The following is an 18,550-nucleotide window of genomic DNA, read 5'->3' on the forward strand; positions in this document are numbered from 1 at the left end:
CTGCCGAGAGGTGGCCCGGCTTTTCATTATCCGGTCCAGAGGGTCTGACTCCCAGCTGGATTGTGGTAAGTTGCGTATTATTACGCCTGCCAATTTGTAGTCATGTTGTCGGACAGTCCTTCGCGGCTGGATGCCGATTGGCGGCTGTTTATCGAGGATATAGCCATGGCACGTTCTCCAGATCCAAAAGGCTCAGGCGGCCTTTCCCAGCGCCAGCTTCGCGTGGGCGAGCAGGTGCGCCACGCATTGGCGCAGGTGCTTCAACGCGGTGAAATTCGCGACGATCTTATCGCCCACACCGTGATTTCCGTCTCGGAAGTGCGGATGTCGCCCGATCTCAAGATTGCGACCTGTTTCATCACCCCGCTTGGTAACGCCGACACGCAAGCGGTTATCAAGGCGCTGGCTGCAAACGCAAAGTTCATTCGTGGTCGCATGGCGCCAAGCCTCAGCCAGATGAAATACATGCCGGAATTCCGCTTCCGGGCCGATACGAGCTTTGACAATTTTTCCAAGATCGATGCGCTGCTCCGCTCGCCGGAAGTCGCCCGCGATCTTGGGCATGACGATGAAGAAGACCGGGAGGCAGACAAGGCTTCCCGCAATGGAGACGAATAAAGCATGGCAAGACGGGGCAAGAAAAAAGGTCGTCCGATATCCGGCTGGGTTATTTTCGATAAGCCGAAAGGGATGGGATCGACCGAGGCGGTCTCGAAGATCAAGTGGCTGTTCAACGCCGAAAAAGCCGGTCATGCCGGTACGCTTGATCCGCTTGCTTCCGGCATGTTGCCCATAGCGCTGGGTGAGGCCACCAAAACCGTGCCTTATGTCATGGATGGAACCAAGATCTACCGTTTCACGGTAAGCTGGGGCGAGGAACGCTCAACGGACGATCTGGAAGGTGTTGCCACCAAGACCTCGGATAATCGCCCGTCGCGCGCCGATGTCGAGGCATTGCTGCCGAACTACACCGGTGTCATTTCGCAGGTTCCACCGCAGTTTTCCGCCATCAAGATCGATGGCGAGCGCGCTTACGATCTTGCCCGCGAAGGCGAGACGGTCGAGATACCTTCCCGTGAAGTCGAGATTGACCGTCTGGAGATCGTTGGTATTCCGGATGCTGATCGCACCGAGTTCGAGGTCGAATGCTCCAAGGGCACCTATGTGCGCTCTCTCGCACGCGATATGGGCCGGGATCTCGGTTGCTACGGACACATTTCAGAGCTGCGCCGCATCGAAGTTGCGCCGTTCACGGAAGAAGACGCTGTAACACTGGCAGAACTTGAACAGGCTTGGCCGCCGCTTCCGCCCAAGGATGAGGATGGCAATGTCGTCGAACCCGCTCCGCGTCGCGACTTTTCGGCGATTGATGCATTGGTCATCGATACGGGAGCTGCTCTCGATTGTCTGCCGCAGGTGCCGCTTACCGACGATCAGGCGCAACGCGTGCGTCTTGGCAATCCGGTGATCCTGCGCGGACGCGATGCGCCTCTGGAAGCAGACGAAGCCTGTGTCACGACACGCGGAAAACTGCTCGCCATCGGTTACATCGAGCATGGACAGTTCAAACCGAAGCGCGTTTTCACAACGGGCTGACGTTTCGTCAGAAGATCGCGATAAGGCGGCAAATTGAATTGAGACTGGCGTTCCCGCCAATTTTGCACTATATGCCCCTTCATCGATCATGCGTAAAAGCATGTCAGATCGTGTAAATGGCCCGCGCTGGACGACATCCCGGCCCGGGCGTCTGGTTTTCCTCTCATCTAGAAAGGGTGTTACGATGTCGATTACTGCTGAGCGCAAGCAAGCACTTATCAAGGAATACGCCACCAAGGAAGGCGACACCGGTTCTCCTGAAGTACAGGTTGCCGTTCTTTCCGAGCGTATCGCCAACCTCACCGAACACTTCAAGGGCCACAAGAATGACAATCATTCGCGTCGCGGCCTCCTGAAGCTGGTTTCGCAGCGTCGTCGCCTTCTTGACTACGTCAAGGGCATCGACCAGGCACGTTACCAGGCGCTGATCGGCCGTCTCGGCCTGCGCCGCTAACGGTAAAATCGGGCGACGTCTCAAAACGTCGCCCATTTGATTTATTCGGCATTTTGTCGTGCGGATAGCCGCTTACAGATAAAATGCGACACTTGAGCATGTCTCCCAAAAGTGGGAACCGGTTTTGGGACAAAGACATGCGTAAAACCAAACAGATAGAGCGGAAGCGCGAACATATGTGAGTGCATCCGCTCTATCGGGCGAATGCCCGCTGGCATGAAACGACGCACCGGGTGCATTCCGTCATGCCGATGAAGAGCCAAAAGGCTCATGACCTGGACCAGTCATGGGGCAGGATTGCAGGCAGTTCGTGTCAGAGGATATTCGGGAGCGAATGTTCTGACACATAACGAACTTCCCGTTGTCTTGCCCGTGGCCCGTCCGCCAACCGAGGCGATGCCTTCAGGCGCTTTTGCGCGGCATCACCACATGAGGACAAGATATGTTCAATACCCATAAAGTAGAAATCGAATGGGGCGGTCGTCCGCTTACGCTCGAAACCGGCAAGATCGCACGTCAGGCTGACGGTGCAGTTCTCGCAACCTATGGCGAAACCGTTGTCTTGGCGACTGTCGTTTCTGCCAAGGAGCCGAAGCCGGGCCAGGATTTCTTCCCGCTCACTGTCAACTATCAGGAAAAGACCTATGCCGCTGGCAAGATCCCTGGTGGTTACTTCAAGCGTGAAGGCCGTCCGAGCGAAAACGAAACCCTCGTTTCGCGTCTGATCGACCGTCCGATCCGCCCGCTCTTCGTTGATGGCTACAAGAATGACACGCAGGTTGTTCTAACTGTTGTTCAGCACGACCTCGAAAACAACCCCGACGTTCTGTCGATGGTTGCAGCTTCCGCAGCACTGACCATTTCCGGCGTTCCTTTCATGGGTCCGATCGGCGGCGCGCGCGTTGGCTACATCAACGGCGAATACGTCCTGAACCCGAATATCGACGAAATGCCGGAATCGAAGCTCGATCTGGTTGTTGCCGGTACTGCCGACGCAGTGCTGATGGTCGAATCGGAAGCGCAGGAACTTTCCGAAGAGGTCATGCTCGGCGCCGTTGTTTTCGGCCAGAAGGGCTTCCAGCCGGTAATCGACGCGATCATCAAGCTCGCTGAAGTTGCTGCCAAGGAACCACGTGATTTCCAGCCGGAAGATCTGTCGGATCTCGAAGCCAAGGTGCTCGCCGTTATCGAAAACGACCTGCGCGACGCTTACAAGATCACCGAAAAGCAGGCCCGTTACGTTGCTGTTGACGCTGCAAAAGCCAAGGCGAAGGCTCACTTCTTCCCGGAAGGCGTTGAAGAGCCGGAAATGTCGCCTGAGCAGTTCGCGACCATTTTCAAGCATCTGCAGGCCAAGATTGTTCGCTGGAACATTCTGGACACCGGCAGCCGCATTGACGGCCGCGATCTGAAGACCGTTCGTGCAATCGTTTCGGAAGTTGGCCTTCTGCCGCGCACCCACGGTTCGGCGCTGTTCACCCGTGGCGAAACGCAGGCCATCGTTGTTGCCACGCTCGGCACCGGCGAAGACGAGCAGATGATCGATGCCCTGACCGGCACCTACAAAGAATCCTTCATGCTGCATTACAACTTCCCGCCATACTCGGTCGGTGAAACCGGTCGTATGGGTTCGCCAGGCCGTCGTGAAGTTGGTCATGGCAAGCTCGCATGGCGCGCCATCCACCCGATGCTGCCTGCTGCCGACCAGTTCCCTTACACGATCCGTTCGGTTTCCGAGATCACCGAATCCAACGGTTCGTCCTCGATGGCGACTGTTTGCGGCACCTCGCTGGCTCTGATGGACGCAGGCGTTCCGCTCGCACGTCCGGTTGCCGGTATCGCCATGGGCCTGATCAAGGAAGGCGACCGTTATGCTGTCCTGTCCGACATCCTCGGCGACGAAGATCACCTCGGCGACATGGACTTCAAGGTAGCCGGTACTGACAACGGCATCACCGCACTTCAGATGGACATCAAGATCGACGGTATCACCGAAGAGATCATGAAGGTCGCTCTGGAGCAGGCCAAGGGCGGTCGCGTCCACATTCTCGGCGAAATGGCGAAGGCTCTGTCCACGTCGCGTGACGAACTCGGCGAATTCGCTCCGCGCATCGAAGTGATGAACATTCCGACCGACAAGATCCGTGACGTTATCGGTTCGGGCGGCAAGGTTATCCGCGAAATCGTGGAAAAGACCGGCGCCAAGATCAACATCGAAGACGACGGTACGGTGAAGATCGCTTCGTCGAACGGCAAGGAAATCGCAGCCGCCAAGAAGTGGATCCACTCGATTGTTGCCGAACCGGAAGTTGGCGAAATCTACGAAGGTACGGTCGTCAAGACCGCTGACTTTGGCGCTTTCGTAAACTTCTTTGGTCCACGCGATGGTCTGGTTCACATTTCGCAGCTGGCTTCCGACCGCGTTGCCAAGACCACTGACGTGGTCAAGGAAGGCCAGAAGGTCTGGGTCAAGCTCATGGGCTTTGACGAACGTGGCAAGGTTCGCCTGTCGATGAAGGTTGTCGATCAGGAAACCGGCAAGGAAGTTGTTGCTGAAAAGAAGGCAGAAGCCGACGCTGAATAAGCGTTTCTGCTACTGTAAATCAATCGAAAGCGCGCTCTTGTGGCGCGCTTTTTTGTTGCATGGGAATCAATTCAAGACCATGGATGAGTCATGATTACACCGGCACAACAGACACTCTTTCTCCCCTTCGATCAGGACATTCTGGATATGCCCGAAGAGGGGCAATCCTTTCTTGCGTGTGGTCTTTCTGCGGATCGGCGTCTTGAGGACGAATGGAAACAGGCGCTGACCTTCCTGCAGCCTTGGCGCCCCGATTGGCTGGTGCTGGAAAAGGAGGGCTTCAAGACAGTTCCCAGATTGGGCGAGGAGAAGCGTTTTTCCGGCGGGCTACTGCTGCTCGGAAAACATCGCGGGCGCAATGAGGCGTGGTTTGCGGAGCTCCTGGCGCGTGTTGAGCCCGGTGGGTGGATTGCCGTGTCAGGCGACAAGAAGCTCGGCATTGACAGTTTTCGAAAATGGGCCAGCAATATCGCCGAGATCAGCGACCGCATGTCGAAGAACCATGCCGTGGCGTTCTGGTTCGGACGACCAGCCGACCTCACCGATGAATTCATCGCGGCTCTGAAGCCGCTTGCGACCGATATTGACGATGTGTTCCGCACAGAACCCGGCATGTTCTCGCACGGTGTTATCGATAAGGGTTCGGCGCTGCTCGTGCCGCATATGGAAAAGATTGTTTTTGGTAACGTCGCCGATCTTGGCGCCGGTTGGGGCTATCTTGCGGCGCAATGCTTGAAGTTTGCGGATCGCATCAAGTCTATCGATCTCTATGAAGCCGATTATGAGGCGCTGGAAGCGGCGCGCGGCAATCTGGAGCGGCTTGGTGCATCAGTGCCGATCAGCTTCAACTGGTTCGATGTGACGAGTGAAAAGATGGCAGGCATCTACGACACCGTGATTATGAACCCACCGTTCCATGAGGGGCGGGTGACGGATGTTTCGCTTGGTCAGGCGTTCATTGCCGCTGCCGCGTCACGCCTGAAGCCGGGCGGGCGTCTGCTTATGGTCGCAAACCGGCAATTGCCTTATGAGACGACGCTCAAAGGACTGTTCAAGAATGTGACTCTTCTCGAAGAGGCGAACGGTTTCAAAATCTTCGATGCGAAGAAATAAGTAAAAAGGCCGCCCAGAAGGCGGCCTTTTATAAGATGGCTTGGCTTATTCACCGCGCTCCGCGTCAGAGCTTTTCAGCTCTTCAAGCGTCGGCATGGAGACGATGTTGTAGCCGGAATCCACATAATGGACTTCACCGGTGACACCGCTCGAGAGATCAGACAGCAGATAGACCGCCGATTTGCCGACATCATCGATGTCGACGGTACGGCGCAGCGGCGAGTTACGGCGCTGATAGCTGAAGATTGCGCGGGCGTCGCCAATACCGGCACCGGCAAGCGTACGCACCGGACCGGCCGAAATGGCGTTGACGCGGATGCCCTGCGGGCCGTAATCGGCAGCAAGATAACGCACCATGGCTTCAAGCGCGGCCTTGGCAACGCCCATGACGTTATAGTTCGGGATGGTGCGCGTGGAACCGCCATAGGTCAGCGTCAGGATCGAGCCGCCGTCCTTCATGAGTTTTTCAGCGCGCTGTGCCATTTCCGTGAAGGAGTAGGCGGAAATCACCATTGTGCGGCTGAAATTTTCGCGCGTGGTGACGTCTGCGTAGCGACCCTTCAGTTCGGTCTTGTCGGAGAAGCCGATGGCGTGAACGATGAAATCGAGCTTGCCCCACTTCTTTTCGACTTCGGCAAAGACCGCATCGACCGACTCGATATCTTCAACATCGCAAGGCAGTACGAAATCGGAGCCGACCTGTTCGGCCAGCGGCTTTACGCGCTTGCCGAGTGCATCACCTTGATAGGTGAAGGCTAGTTCGGCGCCCTGTGCTGCGAGTTGCTTTGAAATTCCCCAAGCGAGTGAGTGATTATTCGCGACCCCCATGATGAGGCCGCGTTTGCCTTTCATCAAACCTTCCATATTTTCCCTCTCCCTCAGCCCTGATAGCGCTGGAAAACCAGCGTCGCATTGGTGCCGCCAAATCCGAAGGAGTTGGAGAGCACGGTATTGAGCTGAGCGTTGTCAATGCGCTTGCGAACGATAGGCATGTCCGCGAAGGCAGGGTCCAGTTCTTCGATATGTGCGCTTTCGCAAATGAAATTATTGTGCATCATCAGAAGCGAGTAGATCGCTTCCTGCACACCGGTTGCACCGAGCGAGTGGCCGGTCAGCGACTTGGTCGCAGCAATCGGTGGGCAGGCGTCGCCTGAGCCGAAGACCTGACGGATCGCATCGATTTCCGGGGCGTCGCCAGCTGGCGTCGAGGTGGCGTGTGGATTGATATAGTCGATTTTGCCCTCGACGGTCGAAAGGGCCATCTTCATGCAGCGGATCGCGCCTTCGCCGGACGGGGCGACCATGTCGTAACCGTCGGACGTCGCGCCATAGCCGACGATTTCGCCGTAAATCTTGGCGCCGCGGGCCAGTGCGGTTTCGAGGTCTTCCAGCACCAGCACGCCAGCACCGCCAGCAATGACGAAGCCGTCGCGATTCTTGTCATAGGCACGCGATGCAGTGGATGGCGTGTCGTTATACTTGCTCGACATGGCGCCCATGGCGTCGAACAGGACCGAAAGCGTCCAGTCGAGGTCTTCGCAGCCGCCTGCGAACATGCGGTCCTGCTTGCCATACTGGATCATTTCGAACGCATTGCCGATGCAATGGTTGGAAGTCGCGCAGGCCGAAGAAATCGAATAGTTGATGCCCTTGATCTTGAAGAAGGTCGCAAGCGTCGCGGAAGCCGTCGAGCTCATGGCTTTTGGCACGGCAAACGGGCCGACGCGCTTTGGGCCTTTTTCGCGGGTGATGTCGGCAGAATCGACGATGGTGCGGGTCGATGGACCGCCGGAACCCATGATGATGCCGGTGCGGTCGTTGGAGACCTCCTCTTCGGAAAGCCCCGCATCCGCAATGGCCTGATCCATCGCAATATGGTTCCAGGCCGTGCCACGGCCATGGAAGCGCATCGCGCGACGATCGACCAGTGCTTCGACGTCGATATTCGGAGCGCCGTGCACCTGACAACGGAAGCCAAGCTCGGCATATTCCTCAGCGCGGGAGATGCCGGACTTTGCTTCACGCAGCGAAGCCGTGACCTCTTCGGTGTTGTTACCAATCGAGGATACGATCCCCATACCCGTTACGACCACACGCCGCATCGCGTTCTCCTTTACACCTGATCCGTGAGCGACGTGTCCGTCTCGCGGTTACATAGGTGCGATCTTCGCATGTTTTGAGCGCGGCCGCATGAAAACTGTTCACTTTTTTGCAGTCGCGCTCGTGGATGATGGTGATTGAGGTGCCTTACTGGCCCTCGCTGTCCTTCGACAGGCCGACGCGCAGGTCAGACGCCCGGTAGATGGTTTCGCCATCGGCTTTCAGCCAGCCGTCAGCCGTGCCGAGCACAAGGCGGCCACGCATGACGCGCTTGAAATCGATGCCATATTCGAGAAGCTTGGTATGCGGACGCACCATGCCCTTGAACTTCACTTCACCGGTGGAGAGAGCCATGCCGCGACCCGGCTCGCCGAGCCAGCCGAGGAAGAAACCGGTCAGCTGCCACATGCCATCAAGACCGAGGCAGCCCGGCATGATCGGATTGCCCATGAAATGACACGGGAAATACCAGTCATCGGGGCGCACATCATACTCGGCGCGGATATAGCCCTTGTCGAACTCACCACCGGTTTCGGAAATATCGGTGATGCGATGGACCATCAGCATCGGAGGCAGGGGAAGCTGAGCATTGCCGGGGCCGAACATCTCGCCGCGTGCGCAGGCCAGGAGTTCTTCATACCCATAGCTTGATTTCTGTTCTGCCATTACGCCTCCCTTGAGGTTCATTCTGTATCGACCGGCAATCCGGCCCGGTTGTAGGTTTCACCGGAACATCCCTACCACAGACTGTTTCCGGCAGTAAAATCATGCATTGAGTTATTTGGGGGTTTATCCGAAAAACCGGCCAATTCCCAAGCCTATTGATACTTATTTCGCAACGGCATATATCAATGTCAGTATGCAATGGGCAACAGCCCGTTTGACGATTGATGATTTTGCAACAAGCTTGTGACGGAACCAACGGTGAATATGCAGTCTTCACATACCCACTCGACGGTCTCGATGGAAGAGCAGCTCCGCCGCGCGGGCCTGCGTCCGACGCGGCAGCGCGTTGCGCTTGCGAGCCTGATCTTCGCCCAGGGCGATCGCCATCTGTCTGCAGAAGACCTGCACGAAGAGGCCGTGATGGCCGACGTGCCGGTGTCTCTGGCGACGGTCTACAACACGCTGCACCAGTTCACGGAAGCCGGTATGCTGCGTATCATCGCGGTTGAAGGCTCGAAGACCTATTTCGATACGAATATCTCGGATCACCAGCATTTCTTCCTCGAAGGGGAAAATGTCGTGTTCGATATTCCACACGGCGAAAGAGGCCAGCCTACGGTTGCCAACATGCCGGATGCGCCGCATGGCATGGAAATCGTGAACGTGGATATTATCGTTCGCCTGCGCCGCAAGAGCCAGTAACGAGCGCTCCTTTTAGTTGGACATGAAAAGAAAGCGGCCATGGCCGCTTTTTTGTTGCCTATTGGACCGTATGGGGCTGAAAAGGGATAAAGTTCTGCACCCCCGGCTGAATCGCCTCCCAAGCCTGGCCGGAGCACATTCGAAGGAGATATCATGCGTAAGCTACTTGTCGCCGCGACCATTCTCGCCGTGTTCACCGCTGGCAGCGCCTTTGCAAAGACCATCCGGATCGGAGTGACGCCGGGGCCGCACGCCCAGATCATGGAAAAGGTGAAGGAAGTCGCCGAGAAGAACGGTCTTGAAATCGATATTCAGGAATTCTCGGATTATGTCATCCCGAACATGGCGCTTGCGGATGGCGCACTGGAAGCCAACTCCTTCCAGCATAAGCCCTATCTCGACAATCAGGTTGCCGATCGCGGCTTCGACATTGTGAGCGTTGCCGAGACGGTCAACTTTCCGATGGGGCTGTATTCAAAGAAGCTGAAGAATATTTCGGAGTTGGCCGACGGCGCGACAATTGCGATCCCCAATGATCCGACCAATGGTGGTCGCGCTTTGCTGGTTCTTGCTGAAAACGGCATCATCAAAATCGACCCGGCCAAGGGGCTGAAGGTCAGTACCCTCGATATCGTTGAAAACCCGAAGAACCTCAAATTCGTTGAACTCGATGCGGCACAGCTTCCGCGTTCGATGGAAGACGTCGATGCGGCCGTCATCAACACCAACTATGCCATGGAAGCTGGCTTGAACCCGGCAACCGATCCGCTGGTGCGGGAAGGCGAGAAAGCGCCTTACGTCAATATTCTCGTCGTTCGCACCACCGATAAGGATGCCGACTGGGTGAAAACCCTGATCTCATCCTACCACAGCGATGAAGTGAAGGAATTCATCGCCACGACGTTCAAGGGATCGGTGGCACCTGCCTGGTGATATTCCGAGGTGGAGGCGGGGCGATTTTTCGCCCCGCTCGCTTATCAGCCTTTCAGTTCCATCCGGATGTTGCGAAAGGGAAGGCCTTCATCGTCTTCCGATCGCTGACTGGTTATCTTGAAGCCGAGACGGCTGTAGAAACGACATGCCCGCTCATTGTCGGCATAAACTTCAAGCGATAGCTCGCCTTTCAATGCCAATGCATGGCGGATCAGAATTCGCCCTGTTCCGCAGCCTTGAACGTCAGGATCGACAAACAGCCCGCCGATAAAACTATCGAGCAGGCCGATAAAGCCAATCGGCCTGTCATTGATCGTGGCAACCCATGTTTCTGCCTTCTCGAGATAGACGTCTTCGATGAGTTTGCGCTGGTCTTGAAGCCGATCTCCTCCGAGAAAGGAATGGGCCTCCAGGGAGGCGCGATACCAGATGGACGACAGGGATGGCTTGTCCGACGCCTGATAGGCGCGGATTATCACGTCATGATTTTTCATGGTCTTCCAGAGTTTTGAGTATGCACAAGAGTTCCGCCGTACGGGCGGGTTCAAATCCGTTAAAACGGTCGCGATGAACGTCTGCGCATAAAACTCCTTTGAAACTCAATTCAGAGCGCACTTCGATCTGATTGAATGAGATCGACGCTCTGATCGCAGTATCGGTTCGTGTCTGGCGAAGTCAAGCTTGCCCGGTTCTCTTATCCCACTCCGTGAGACCGAAGTCAGTCGAAGACTTCGCCCGGATAAACACCCCACAGGTCAGATTGCTTGATCCAGCCGCGTACGCCGCCCATGTCCACCCGACACCATTGACCGGTGCACTCACGCACGGTGCCGACTACACCCGGTTCGATTTCGGCAGCAAGTCCCGATGTGTCGGCGGCATCGCGGCGCATATTGATCATCGAACCCTGATTGTTCTTGAGCCAGGGGGCTGTGATGGCAGTTCGCTTTCCGGAAAGCAGCGACTGGTAGACCCAGCCTTCCGTGCCGTCCGCATCGCGGATACGACGCCAGTTGTCATATTCCTGGATGATCTCGACGGGCAGTCCCGCCTTCATGAAAAGCCATGAAACCGCATAGTCGCGCCCCGGACCGATGCGCAGATTGACGCGTGCGGGTTTAAGGCTGACGAAACGTGGCACGGGAAGTCCGCTTGCGCCGACAGTCGTGCCCGCGGGCTCTGCGGCCCGTGCGGCATGCCTGTGTGAAGCGCCAAGCGGCGCCAGAATGAGAAAAAATGCCAGAAAGCCAAGCATGGCTATCCAAAAGCGTTGCGAAAGTACTCTGTACAAACTGCGACCTCTCGCCGTCCTGTCACGACAGCACGGTAGTAGCTTCAGCAGTTTAAGGGGGCTGCGAGGCGACGTTGCCGTCCTGTTTTCAGATCGCACATCCGTCTGTATGGAACAGATCGAAAGCGACCTAATTGTTTGATTTTAAATGTATCTTTTCAGAAAATCGATGTGGATTTTCCAAGAGACACCTGAAGTTTCCGGTTTTTCTTTGTCTTTGCCGCTTCGCCTTGATAGAGATGTTCAGCCGAAGCAATATCCCATATTGCACCGCCTTGGTTAAGGAGGTCTCAACATGAAGCTTCGGTTAACGCATTTTCGGGAAAAGTGGGAGTCGGTTTTCCGCTGGAAATGTGCAGGAAATTTCTTGGAGCGTGCCCCGCCAGTTGGTTACAATACGGGCTGTTCCGGGGGCTTTGCTCAACGATGGGGTGGAGATGTCGAACAAGAAGAAACCGCTGGTCGTTCTTACGCGAAAATTGCCGGACCCAGTGGAAACCCGAATGCGGGAACTGTTTGATGCGCGTCTGAATATAGACGACCACCGCATGAATCAGCCGGAAATCATCGCTGCGATGAAGGAAGCGGACGTTCTGGTGCCTTGCATCACAGATGTCATCGATGCAGCTGCGATCGAACAGGCGGGTCCCAATCTCAAGCTCATCGCAAATTTCGGTAATGGCGTGGATAATATCGACGTCGCGGCCGCCGCAAAGCGTGGAATCACCGTCACCAATACGCCGAATGTCCTGACCGAAGACACGGCGGATATGACCCTGGCACTTTTGCTTTCCGTGCCTAGACGTTTGGTGGAAGGTGCCAATGTGCTGGGCGAGCGCCACGGACAATGGCCAGGCTGGTCTCCGACCTGGATGCTCGGACGGCGCATCTGGGGCAAGCGCCTCGGGATTGTCGGCATGGGACGCATCGGCACGGCTGTCGCCCGCCGCGCCAAGGCTTTCGGGCTTTCCATTCACTATCACAACCGCAAGCGCGTCAACCCTGAAGTCGAGGAAGAACTGGAAGCGACCTATTGGGATAGCCTCGACCAGATGCTGGCCCGGATGGATATCATCTCGGTCAACTGCCCTTCGACGCCTGCCACATTCCATCTGCTGTCCGCACGCCGCATCGCGCTGATGCAACCGACTGCCTATATGGTCAACACAGCACGCGGCCAGATCATTGACGAGAATGCCCTGATCGAGCTGATCGAACAAGGCAAGCTTGCCGGGGCGGGGCTGGATGTTTTCGAGAACGAGCCGGCGGTCAATCCGCGGCTGCTGGCGCTTGCCGAAAAGGGCAAGGTCGTCCTGCTGCCGCATATGGGATCGGCCACCATGGAAGGTCGCATCGATATGGGCGACAAGGTCATCATCAATATCAAGGCTTTTGTCGACGGGCACCGCCCGCCCGATCGCGTATTGCCGAACCGGGTTTAATTTTTCCGGCTCGCGGTCTTCGTTTCTTCGGCGTTTTTGCCGTCAATGAAACGAAGCACCGTATGCGCATAGAGACGCGGATTTTCGACCGGGACGCCGTGCCCGGCATCAGGCAGAATGATCAATTCAGCACCCGGTATCTGACTGGCGATGAACTCCGTATGTTCGCGTGTGATGGCCGTGTCGCGGTCTCCGATCACAATCGCCGTGCGCACGCTGATGCCGGACAAGTCCTCGTCCGTAAAGTTCGGCTCGTTCGCCCACAGCGCGTGGATTTCCTTGTCGATGCTCTCATAGTGGCGCAGTTCCGGTATCGGTTTTCCTTCGGCGCGGGCCTCGGCATAACCGGTATTGCCGTCAGGCGTGACGTTTGCCGCCTGCGCAAACAGGCTTGTCAGCCGTTCAGGATAGCGCATGGCGATGTCGAGGCCGATAATGCCGCCATCGCTCCAGCCGACTAGATCGACCTTGTCGATGTGGAGAAAGTCGAGCAGCGCCACATAGTCGTCGGCCATCAGTCCATAGGTGATCGGATCATCGGTGCGGGTGGAGCGTCCCTGTCCGCGACTGTCGGCAACGATTACGGTGTGGTCGCGCGCAAGGATCGGAAGTTGTGCATCCCATACATGCTGGTCGGACAGGCCGCCGGGAATAAGCAGGATTGGCGAGCCTTCGCCGACGATCCGGTAATACATTTCGATGCCGTTGACTTCTGCAAAGGCGGCAGGCGACGCGGGAATGGTCATGCGTGCAATTCTCTCAGGTGAAACGGTGGATGGAAAAGACAAAACAAAGCCGATCAGCAAAGCGGCTATCGTCAATGTGGTCTTTCCCTTCATGGATCCCCGGTCTCATTTTCAGGGTCTGCGGATAAGCGTCGGCAGATCGTAGAGATAGGCAATGCGCTTGATGGCGTCCTGCAGCGGTTCCAGCGTGACGGTCATCGTATGACCGCTCGCATGGATCAGCATGTCAGGCGAGGCACAGATGGCGACATGGCCCTTCCAGAAAACCAGATCGCCGCGCTTCAAATTCGAATAGGTCGCATCGGGTTCGATGATTTCGCCGAGCGTATCCTGCTGCATGTCGGAATCGCGCAGAACCTTGCGGCCTGTCACCCACATGCACAATTGCACAAGGCCGGAGCAGTCGATGCCGAAGCCTGATGTGCCGCCCCACAGATAAGGCGTATGAAGAAGGGTTTCGGCGACCGCCACATAGTCGGCTGCATGTTCACCGACTGGCGCAAGGTGGCTTGCGATCAGCGCCTCGCCGCTTTCCAGCAGTGCATATTTCGTACCGCGCGTTTCGGCTGCGCCGACGATGCGCACGCGAGAGCCGAGCGACAGTGCCTTGGTGTGCGGGAAACGCAGATCAGAGCCGGGATAGACGAAAGTACGCGGCACAATGACCAGATGTGTTTCGGCGCCAGCAGTCTGCTCCAGCGCGGCAGAGGAGACATAACCCGTATAGCCGTCGCGTTCTGCCTGGACCCACGACCAGCCGTCCATTTCCTCGAAGACACGAACGGGATCGCCGAAAATCATCTGTGTCTGCGGACCGCTATCCATACGCGGTTCAGCGCGCAGATCGACAACGGATGCGGAAACCTGCATTGGTGCTCCGGCGGTAAAACGCGCCGCTTCCACCTGACCGGTCAGCCGTTCGTCGGCGAGGTCGGGGCGATAAGCGTTGAGGCGGCGGTCGAGCATGGTCAAAGTGGTAACTCCCTGGCTTTGGCGATCACCAGATCGCCCAGTCTTTCAACATAAAGTGCACCGGCGACCGTCCTCTTTACTAGCACATTTCGCCGGTCTTTTTCATCACGATGCCGGGAGACGAGTTCAAGCGCTCCCATCGTGTCGAGCGCGCGGGTAATCACCGGCTTGGTGACATTCAGTTTTGCTGCAAGTCCCCGCACAGTATGCGGCGGGGGCTCCAGATAGATGGTCAGGAGAATGGCTGCCTGTCGCGTGGTGAGATCGGGCATCTCATCACGTACCTGTTCCAGCGACAGGGTTCTCAGCAATGTCAGCGCCTGCAACGGCTTCAGCTCAATCGGCATCCGGTTCCACCCAAATGGGGATTGTTTCGGAACCGTTTTATTCAATCCGTTTTCGGCGTTGCAGGCAAGTGGATTCAGCGCGCCGGGTAACGCTCCTTCAAAAGTTGGTAAAGAGCGCGAATGGCTTGCGCTTCGCCGCCGACCGGGGAAGCGGGTTTTTCGACCGGCACCCAACCGAAAATGTCGAAATGCGCCCATGCTTGAGCTTTTTCGACAAATTTGCTGAGGAAGAGCGCAGCCGTGACCGATCCGGCAAAGCCGTCGGTGGTGACATTGTTGATGTCGGCGATCCGTGAGGACAGTTTCTGCGCATAGGGCTTCCAGAGCGGCATGCGCCATAGCGGGTCTGCTGTGGAATCCGCGCTTTGCGCGATGGAAGCAGCAAGTCCGTCATCATGCGTGTAGAATGGCGGCAGGTCGGGACCGAGCGCGACACGTGCCGCGCCCGTCAGCGTTGCCATGTCGATCAGGAGTGCAGGTTCTTCCTCGTCGGCAAGCGCAAGCGCGTCGGCAAGAACCAGTCGGCCTTCGGCATCGGTATTGCCGATTTCGACGGTTAAGCCCTTGCGGCTTTGCAACACGTCACCCGGACGGAAGGCATTACCGGCAATCGAATTCTCTACCGCCGGGATCAATACACGCAGCCGCACCGGCAGTTGCGCGTCCATGATCATGGAGGCGAGGCCCAGCACATTGGCGGCTCCGCCCATGTCCTTCTTCATCAGCAACATGCCGCTTGCCGGTTTGATGTCGAGGCCGCCGGTATCGAAACAGACGCCCTTGCCAACCAGCGTGATTTTCGGGTCGCTTGCCTTGCCCCAGCTAAGATCGATCAGGCGTGGCGCAATAGCGCCAGCACGACCGACCGCATGGATCATCGGAAAATTCTTCTCCAGAAGCGCATCGCCTTCAGTAACGGCAATATCGGCTTTGTACTTGGACGCCAGTTCACGGGCCGCATTTTCGAGAGCATCTGGTCCCATATCGTTGGTCGGCGTGTTGATGAGATCGCGCACCAGCATAACCGCAGCGGCGATGCGGCGGATTTCCGCTTCGTCCACGCCATCGGGCAGAGCGAGGCGGATCGCCTTGCCATTGGCCCTGCGATAACGCGTGAAACTATAAGCGCCCATCAGGAAGCCGAGAACGGCAAGGGCCGCCTCATCGACCGCGCCTTCGATATGCCAGTCTCCTTCCGGAAGGTTGCGCGCCAGCTTTCCGGCCAGAAGCTGCGACTGGCTGCCCTTTTCCTCGCTGCCTGTTCCGAAAAGCGCACCCGACACCGATCCGCCTGCGCCGGGGAGGACGAGCACACGTCCGGCTTCGCCGTCAAACCCGTTGGCCCCGGCCCATGCAATTGCATCGGCGGGAAGACCGGCGGTTTCCAGTCCGCCTTTCGGCGTAAACCAGATCGGACGGCTTTGTTCGGATTTTTGGGAAAGAAGTTCGACAGACATGATGCTCTTTCTGACCAGTAAGCGATGTCCGGCAAAAGCGCTGGGATTTTGTCGGAAGTTCATAAAACAAACAGATACCGCGCCTCCCGAAAAGTGTGAAACGGTTTTCGGATAAGATGCGCGCTAAAACAAACAGATAGCGTGATTATTGCCGCGCGGAAACAGAAACCGCAATCGCTATATTAACCAATCGTTAGGGTTAACAGATTATTGATCTAGCAGGAATTGGGCTTGAGGGTGAAAACCAGAGACTAAAGCATGTTGGATGCGCGACACGCTTTAGCAGGAGAGGCGGGATGCTGAATATCGTTCGAAAAGACGTTATCGCAACACGTCTTGGTTTCGCCTGCATTCTTTCAGCATTGGTTCTTTCCGGCTGCACATCCGTCGACCGAACCACGACCGGTTCGGTCCGCCGTGCGGCGACGGTCGCCACTTTCGATCACATGAACGACGCGCAGCTTGCTGCGATGGCCGGGCGGCTCGGGGCGCAATACGAGCGCAATCCGAAGGACCGTCAGACGGCGCTCAACTACGCCAATGTGCTGGCGCGCCTTGGCCGCAACGATCAGGCGCTTGCCGTCATGCGGGCGCTTGCCATTGTCTATCCGAAAGATCAGGCTGTTCTTTCGGCTTATGGCAAGGCGCTTGCGGGTGCAGGCCAGTTTGAAGGCGCACTTGATGCCGTTCGTCGCGCACAGAACCCGGCCTATCCCGACTGGAAACTGGTTTCCGCAGAAGGCGCCATTCTCGACCAGATGGGCAGGAAGGAAGAAGCGCGCGCGACTTATCAGAAGGCGCTGCAGCTTCAGCCGAATGAACCGTCGATCATCTCCAATATGGGGATGTCCTATCTTCTGGCAGGCGATGCACGAACTGCCGAAACCTATTTCAAGCAGGCCGCTGCCGCTCCGGGCGCCGACAGCCGCGTGCGTCAGAACCTCGCGCTGTCAGTCGGTTTGCAAGGCCGCTTTCAGGAGGCGGAAGCGATTGCCGCGCGCGAGATTTCTCCGCAACAGGCCAAGGCCAATACGGATTATCTCCGTTCCATGCTGGCCCAGCAGAACTCCTGGAACATGCTCAAGGACAAGCCGAAGGGCTGAGGCCTCTCTTAGTTTTCGTCATGTCTGAATGAACGGTTGTCAGTTGCCGCCAAACAATCCGCCCTGCGCCGAAATCTGGATGAAGGCCGGGCCGAGGATGACGATAAAGAGTACCGGCAGGAAGAAAACGATCATCGGCACGGTCAGCTTTGGCGGCAGGGCCGCAGCCTTCTTTTCAGCGTCCAGCAGACGTAAATCGCGGCTTTCCTGAGAAAGCGTGCGAAGCGCCTGCGCCACCGGGGTGCCGTAACGCTCGGCTTGAATCAGTGCCTGCGTTACGGACTTCACCGGATCCAGCCCCGTGCGATTGGCGAGGTTTTCATAGGCCTGACGGCGCTCCGGCAGGAAGGAAAGCTCGGCATTGGTCAGCATCAGTTCTTCGGCAAGCTCGACGGATTGAATACCGATTTCATCGGCCACCCGGCGAAAGGCAGCTTCCGTGGACATGCCCGATTCGACGCAGATGAGCATCAGGTCGAGCGCGTCCGGCCATGCGCGACGGATGGATTGCTTGCGCTTGGTTGCCCTGTTGGAGACGTAGAGGTTCGGCGCATAGAAACCGGCATAGCCCGCGAAAATGCAGACGAGCAAACGAACGAAGAAGGTTTGATCGGCAAGCACACCGAGCATGAAAATGTAGATGGCGGCAATCAACATGGCGCCGAAAGGCAGCACAAAGCGCAGAAACAGAAAGATGTTGAGAGGGTTTTGTCCCCGGAAGCCTGCTTGTCTGAGCGAAGCGATCGTCTTTTCGTCGGCAAGCGCGCGCTTGAGATCAAGCCTTTCGACGAATTCGCGGATGCCCTGTTTCTGCTGATGCCGCAGGCTGTTGCGGCGGTCGCTTTCTGCTGCAAGACGGGCACGCTCCCGTGAGCGAATGGCTTCGCGCTCGGTGGCGACCGATTTCATGCGTGATTTGAGTGCGCTGCCGCTCAGAACCGGCATGAGGATCGTTACTACAGTTGCAAAAACCGCAACCGTGATCAAAGCGCCGATGAGAAACTGCGGGTCGGTCAATTTTTGTGTGAGGAGAGAAAACATGTC

The 18,550-nt window shown here is 57.0% G+C and carries 19 protein-coding genes; 9 read left to right on the forward strand and 10 right to left on the reverse strand.

Translation table 11 applies throughout. From position 1 onward, the window contains the following. Nucleotides 1-165: 165 nt before the first annotated feature. The 5 genes from rbfA (at nt 166) to LJ361_RS22835 (ending at nt 5,747) form a co-directional block, all read left to right on the forward strand. Nucleotides 166-618 carry a 30S ribosome-binding factor RbfA gene (gene rbfA, locus LJ361_RS22815; RefSeq protein WP_010657777.1) on the forward strand — a complete coding sequence of 151 codons (453 nt, stop codon included), beginning with the start codon at nt 166-168 and terminating at the stop codon, nt 616-618. Nucleotides 619-621: 3 nt separating this feature from the next. Then, nucleotides 622-1,596: a tRNA pseudouridine(55) synthase TruB gene (gene truB, locus LJ361_RS22820; protein ID WP_010657778.1), complete on the forward strand. Its 975-nt coding sequence runs from the start codon at nt 622-624 to the stop codon at nt 1,594-1,596. 184 nt (nt 1,597-1,780) lie between these two features. After that, the gene (gene rpsO, locus LJ361_RS22825) at nt 1,781-2,050 is read left to right on the forward strand and encodes a 30S ribosomal protein S15 (RefSeq protein ID WP_010657779.1); all 270 of its coding nucleotides are present in this window, start codon (nt 1,781-1,783) and stop codon (nt 2,048-2,050) included. 442 nt (nt 2,051-2,492) lie between these two features. Next, a complete protein-coding gene (gene pnp, locus LJ361_RS22830; protein ID WP_010657780.1) occupies nt 2,493-4,634 on the forward strand; it encodes a polyribonucleotide nucleotidyltransferase in 2,142 nt (713 codons plus the stop codon). A gap of 90 nt (nt 4,635-4,724) precedes the next feature. After that, a complete protein-coding gene (locus LJ361_RS22835; RefSeq protein ID WP_264812332.1) occupies nt 4,725-5,747 on the forward strand; it encodes a class I SAM-dependent methyltransferase in 1,023 nt (340 codons plus the stop codon). Between the two features lie 45 nt (nt 5,748-5,792). Here the strand turns inward: LJ361_RS22835 and fabI are convergent, their stop codons facing one another. From fabI to fabA, 3 genes are all read right to left on the reverse strand, one after another. Further along, nucleotides 5,793-6,611 carry an enoyl-ACP reductase FabI gene (fabI, locus tag LJ361_RS22840; RefSeq protein WP_010657782.1) on the reverse strand — a complete coding sequence of 273 codons (819 nt, stop codon included), beginning with the start codon at nt 6,609-6,611 and terminating at the stop codon, nt 5,793-5,795. Between the two features lie 14 nt (nt 6,612-6,625). Beyond that, nucleotides 6,626-7,849, reverse strand: a complete 1,224-nt coding sequence (gene fabB, locus LJ361_RS22845) for a beta-ketoacyl-ACP synthase I (RefSeq protein WP_010657783.1) — start codon at nt 7,847-7,849, stop codon at nt 6,626-6,628. 145 nt (nt 7,850-7,994) lie between these two features. Next, nucleotides 7,995-8,513, reverse strand: a complete 519-nt coding sequence (gene fabA / locus LJ361_RS22850) for a 3-hydroxyacyl-[acyl-carrier-protein] dehydratase FabA (RefSeq protein ID WP_010657784.1) — start codon at nt 8,511-8,513, stop codon at nt 7,995-7,997. 264 nt (nt 8,514-8,777) lie between these two features. On the opposite strand from fabA, the gene irrA reads away from it, so the two are divergent. Both irrA and LJ361_RS22860 read left to right on the forward strand, forming a co-directional pair. After that, nucleotides 8,778-9,215: an iron response transcriptional regulator IrrA gene (gene irrA / locus LJ361_RS22855; protein ID WP_012090985.1), complete on the forward strand. Its 438-nt coding sequence runs from the start codon at nt 8,778-8,780 to the stop codon at nt 9,213-9,215. A 153-nt stretch (nt 9,216-9,368) separates the two neighbouring features. Then, nucleotides 9,369-10,148, forward strand: coding sequence for a MetQ/NlpA family ABC transporter substrate-binding protein (locus LJ361_RS22860; protein ID WP_010657786.1), 780 nt, complete (start codon nt 9,369-9,371; stop codon nt 10,146-10,148). A 44-nt stretch (nt 10,149-10,192) separates the two neighbouring features. Here the strand turns inward: LJ361_RS22860 and LJ361_RS22865 are convergent, their stop codons facing one another. Both LJ361_RS22865 and LJ361_RS22870 read right to left on the reverse strand, forming a co-directional pair. Beyond that, complete coding sequence (locus tag LJ361_RS22865; protein ID WP_010657787.1) at nt 10,193-10,642, reverse strand: GNAT family N-acetyltransferase; 450 nt, start codon at nt 10,640-10,642, stop codon at nt 10,193-10,195. A gap of 224 nt (nt 10,643-10,866) precedes the next feature. Then, on the reverse strand, nt 10,867-11,439 hold the full coding sequence (locus LJ361_RS22870) for an SH3 domain-containing protein (RefSeq protein ID WP_029375824.1): 573 nt from the start codon (nt 11,437-11,439) through the stop codon (nt 10,867-10,869). Between the two features lie 437 nt (nt 11,440-11,876). On the opposite strand from LJ361_RS22870, the gene LJ361_RS22875 reads away from it, so the two are divergent. Then, nucleotides 11,877-12,881 (forward strand): 2-hydroxyacid dehydrogenase, encoded by a 1,005-nt coding sequence (locus LJ361_RS22875; RefSeq protein ID WP_010657789.1) that lies wholly within the window; start codon nt 11,877-11,879, stop codon nt 12,879-12,881. Here the strand turns inward: LJ361_RS22875 and LJ361_RS22880 are convergent. The 4 genes from LJ361_RS22880 to LJ361_RS22895 form a co-directional block, all read right to left on the reverse strand. Continuing rightward, nucleotides 12,878-13,720, reverse strand: a complete 843-nt coding sequence (locus tag LJ361_RS22880; protein WP_010657790.1) for an alpha/beta fold hydrolase — start codon at nt 13,718-13,720, stop codon at nt 12,878-12,880. The two genes, LJ361_RS22875 and LJ361_RS22880, sit on opposite strands and share 4 nt — an antisense overlap. 18 nt (nt 13,721-13,738) lie before the next feature. After that, the gene (locus tag LJ361_RS22885; protein WP_181152400.1) at nt 13,739-14,593 is read right to left on the reverse strand and encodes an NlpC/P60 family protein; all 855 of its coding nucleotides are present in this window, start codon (nt 14,591-14,593) and stop codon (nt 13,739-13,741) included. Between the two features lie 2 nt (nt 14,594-14,595). Next, nucleotides 14,596-14,946, reverse strand: a complete 351-nt coding sequence (locus tag LJ361_RS22890; RefSeq protein ID WP_010657792.1) for a MarR family transcriptional regulator — start codon at nt 14,944-14,946, stop codon at nt 14,596-14,598. Between the two features lie 74 nt (nt 14,947-15,020). After that, complete coding sequence (locus LJ361_RS22895; RefSeq protein WP_010657793.1) at nt 15,021-16,403, reverse strand: leucyl aminopeptidase family protein; 1,383 nt, start codon at nt 16,401-16,403, stop codon at nt 15,021-15,023. Between the two features lie 296 nt (nt 16,404-16,699). Between LJ361_RS22895 and LJ361_RS22900 the strand changes: the two genes are divergently transcribed. After that, the gene (locus tag LJ361_RS22900) at nt 16,700-17,506 is read left to right on the forward strand and encodes a tetratricopeptide repeat protein (RefSeq protein ID WP_010657794.1); all 807 of its coding nucleotides are present in this window, start codon (nt 16,700-16,702) and stop codon (nt 17,504-17,506) included. A gap of 39 nt (nt 17,507-17,545) precedes the next feature. Here LJ361_RS22900 and LJ361_RS22905 read toward each other — a convergent pair whose 3' ends face one another. Continuing rightward, complete coding sequence (locus LJ361_RS22905; protein ID WP_010657795.1) at nt 17,546-18,547, reverse strand: type II secretion system F family protein; 1,002 nt, start codon at nt 18,545-18,547, stop codon at nt 17,546-17,548. Nucleotides 18,548-18,550 lie beyond the last annotated feature (3 nt).

The organism is Brucella sp. JSBI001, assembly GCF_026014005.1.
Taxonomy (GTDB): domain Bacteria; phylum Pseudomonadota; class Alphaproteobacteria; order Rhizobiales; family Rhizobiaceae; genus Brucella; species Brucella anthropi.

What these genes read in the sequence shown, in the direction of transcription:
- rbfA (WP_010657777.1), top strand. Translation starts at nt 166, where the DNA reads ATGGCACGTTCTCCAGATCCAAAAGGCTCAGGCGGCCTTTCCCAGCGC.
- truB (WP_010657778.1), top strand. Translation starts at nt 622, where the DNA reads ATGGCAAGACGGGGCAAGAAAAAAGGTCGTCCGATATCCGGCTGGGTT.
- rpsO (WP_010657779.1), top strand. Translation starts at nt 1,781, where the DNA reads ATGTCGATTACTGCTGAGCGCAAGCAAGCACTTATCAAGGAATACGCC.
- pnp (WP_010657780.1), top strand. Translation starts at nt 2,493, where the DNA reads ATGTTCAATACCCATAAAGTAGAAATCGAATGGGGCGGTCGTCCGCTT.
- LJ361_RS22835 (WP_264812332.1), top strand. Translation starts at nt 4,725, where the DNA reads ATGATTACACCGGCACAACAGACACTCTTTCTCCCCTTCGATCAGGAC.
- fabI (WP_010657782.1), bottom strand. Translation starts at nt 6,611, where the DNA reads ATGGAAGGTTTGATGAAAGGCAAACGCGGCCTCATCATGGGGGTCGCG.
- fabB (WP_010657783.1), bottom strand. Translation starts at nt 7,849, where the DNA reads ATGCGGCGTGTGGTCGTAACGGGTATGGGGATCGTATCCTCGATTGGT.
- fabA (WP_010657784.1), bottom strand. Translation starts at nt 8,513, where the DNA reads ATGGCAGAACAGAAATCAAGCTATGGGTATGAAGAACTCCTGGCCTGC.
- irrA (WP_012090985.1), top strand. Translation starts at nt 8,778, where the DNA reads ATGCAGTCTTCACATACCCACTCGACGGTCTCGATGGAAGAGCAGCTC.
- LJ361_RS22860 (WP_010657786.1), top strand. Translation starts at nt 9,369, where the DNA reads ATGCGTAAGCTACTTGTCGCCGCGACCATTCTCGCCGTGTTCACCGCT.
- LJ361_RS22865 (WP_010657787.1), bottom strand. Translation starts at nt 10,642, where the DNA reads ATGAAAAATCATGACGTGATAATCCGCGCCTATCAGGCGTCGGACAAG.
- LJ361_RS22875 (WP_010657789.1), top strand. Translation starts at nt 11,877, where the DNA reads ATGTCGAACAAGAAGAAACCGCTGGTCGTTCTTACGCGAAAATTGCCG.
- LJ361_RS22880 (WP_010657790.1), bottom strand. Translation starts at nt 13,720, where the DNA reads ATGAAGGGAAAGACCACATTGACGATAGCCGCTTTGCTGATCGGCTTT.
- LJ361_RS22885 (WP_181152400.1), bottom strand. Translation starts at nt 14,593, where the DNA reads ATGCTCGACCGCCGCCTCAACGCTTATCGCCCCGACCTCGCCGACGAA.
- LJ361_RS22890 (WP_010657792.1), bottom strand. Translation starts at nt 14,946, where the DNA reads ATGCCGATTGAGCTGAAGCCGTTGCAGGCGCTGACATTGCTGAGAACC.
- LJ361_RS22895 (WP_010657793.1), bottom strand. Translation starts at nt 16,403, where the DNA reads ATGTCTGTCGAACTTCTTTCCCAAAAATCCGAACAAAGCCGTCCGATC.
- LJ361_RS22900 (WP_010657794.1), top strand. Translation starts at nt 16,700, where the DNA reads ATGCTGAATATCGTTCGAAAAGACGTTATCGCAACACGTCTTGGTTTC.
- LJ361_RS22905 (WP_010657795.1), bottom strand. Translation starts at nt 18,547, where the DNA reads ATGTTTTCTCTCCTCACACAAAAATTGACCGACCCGCAGTTTCTCATC.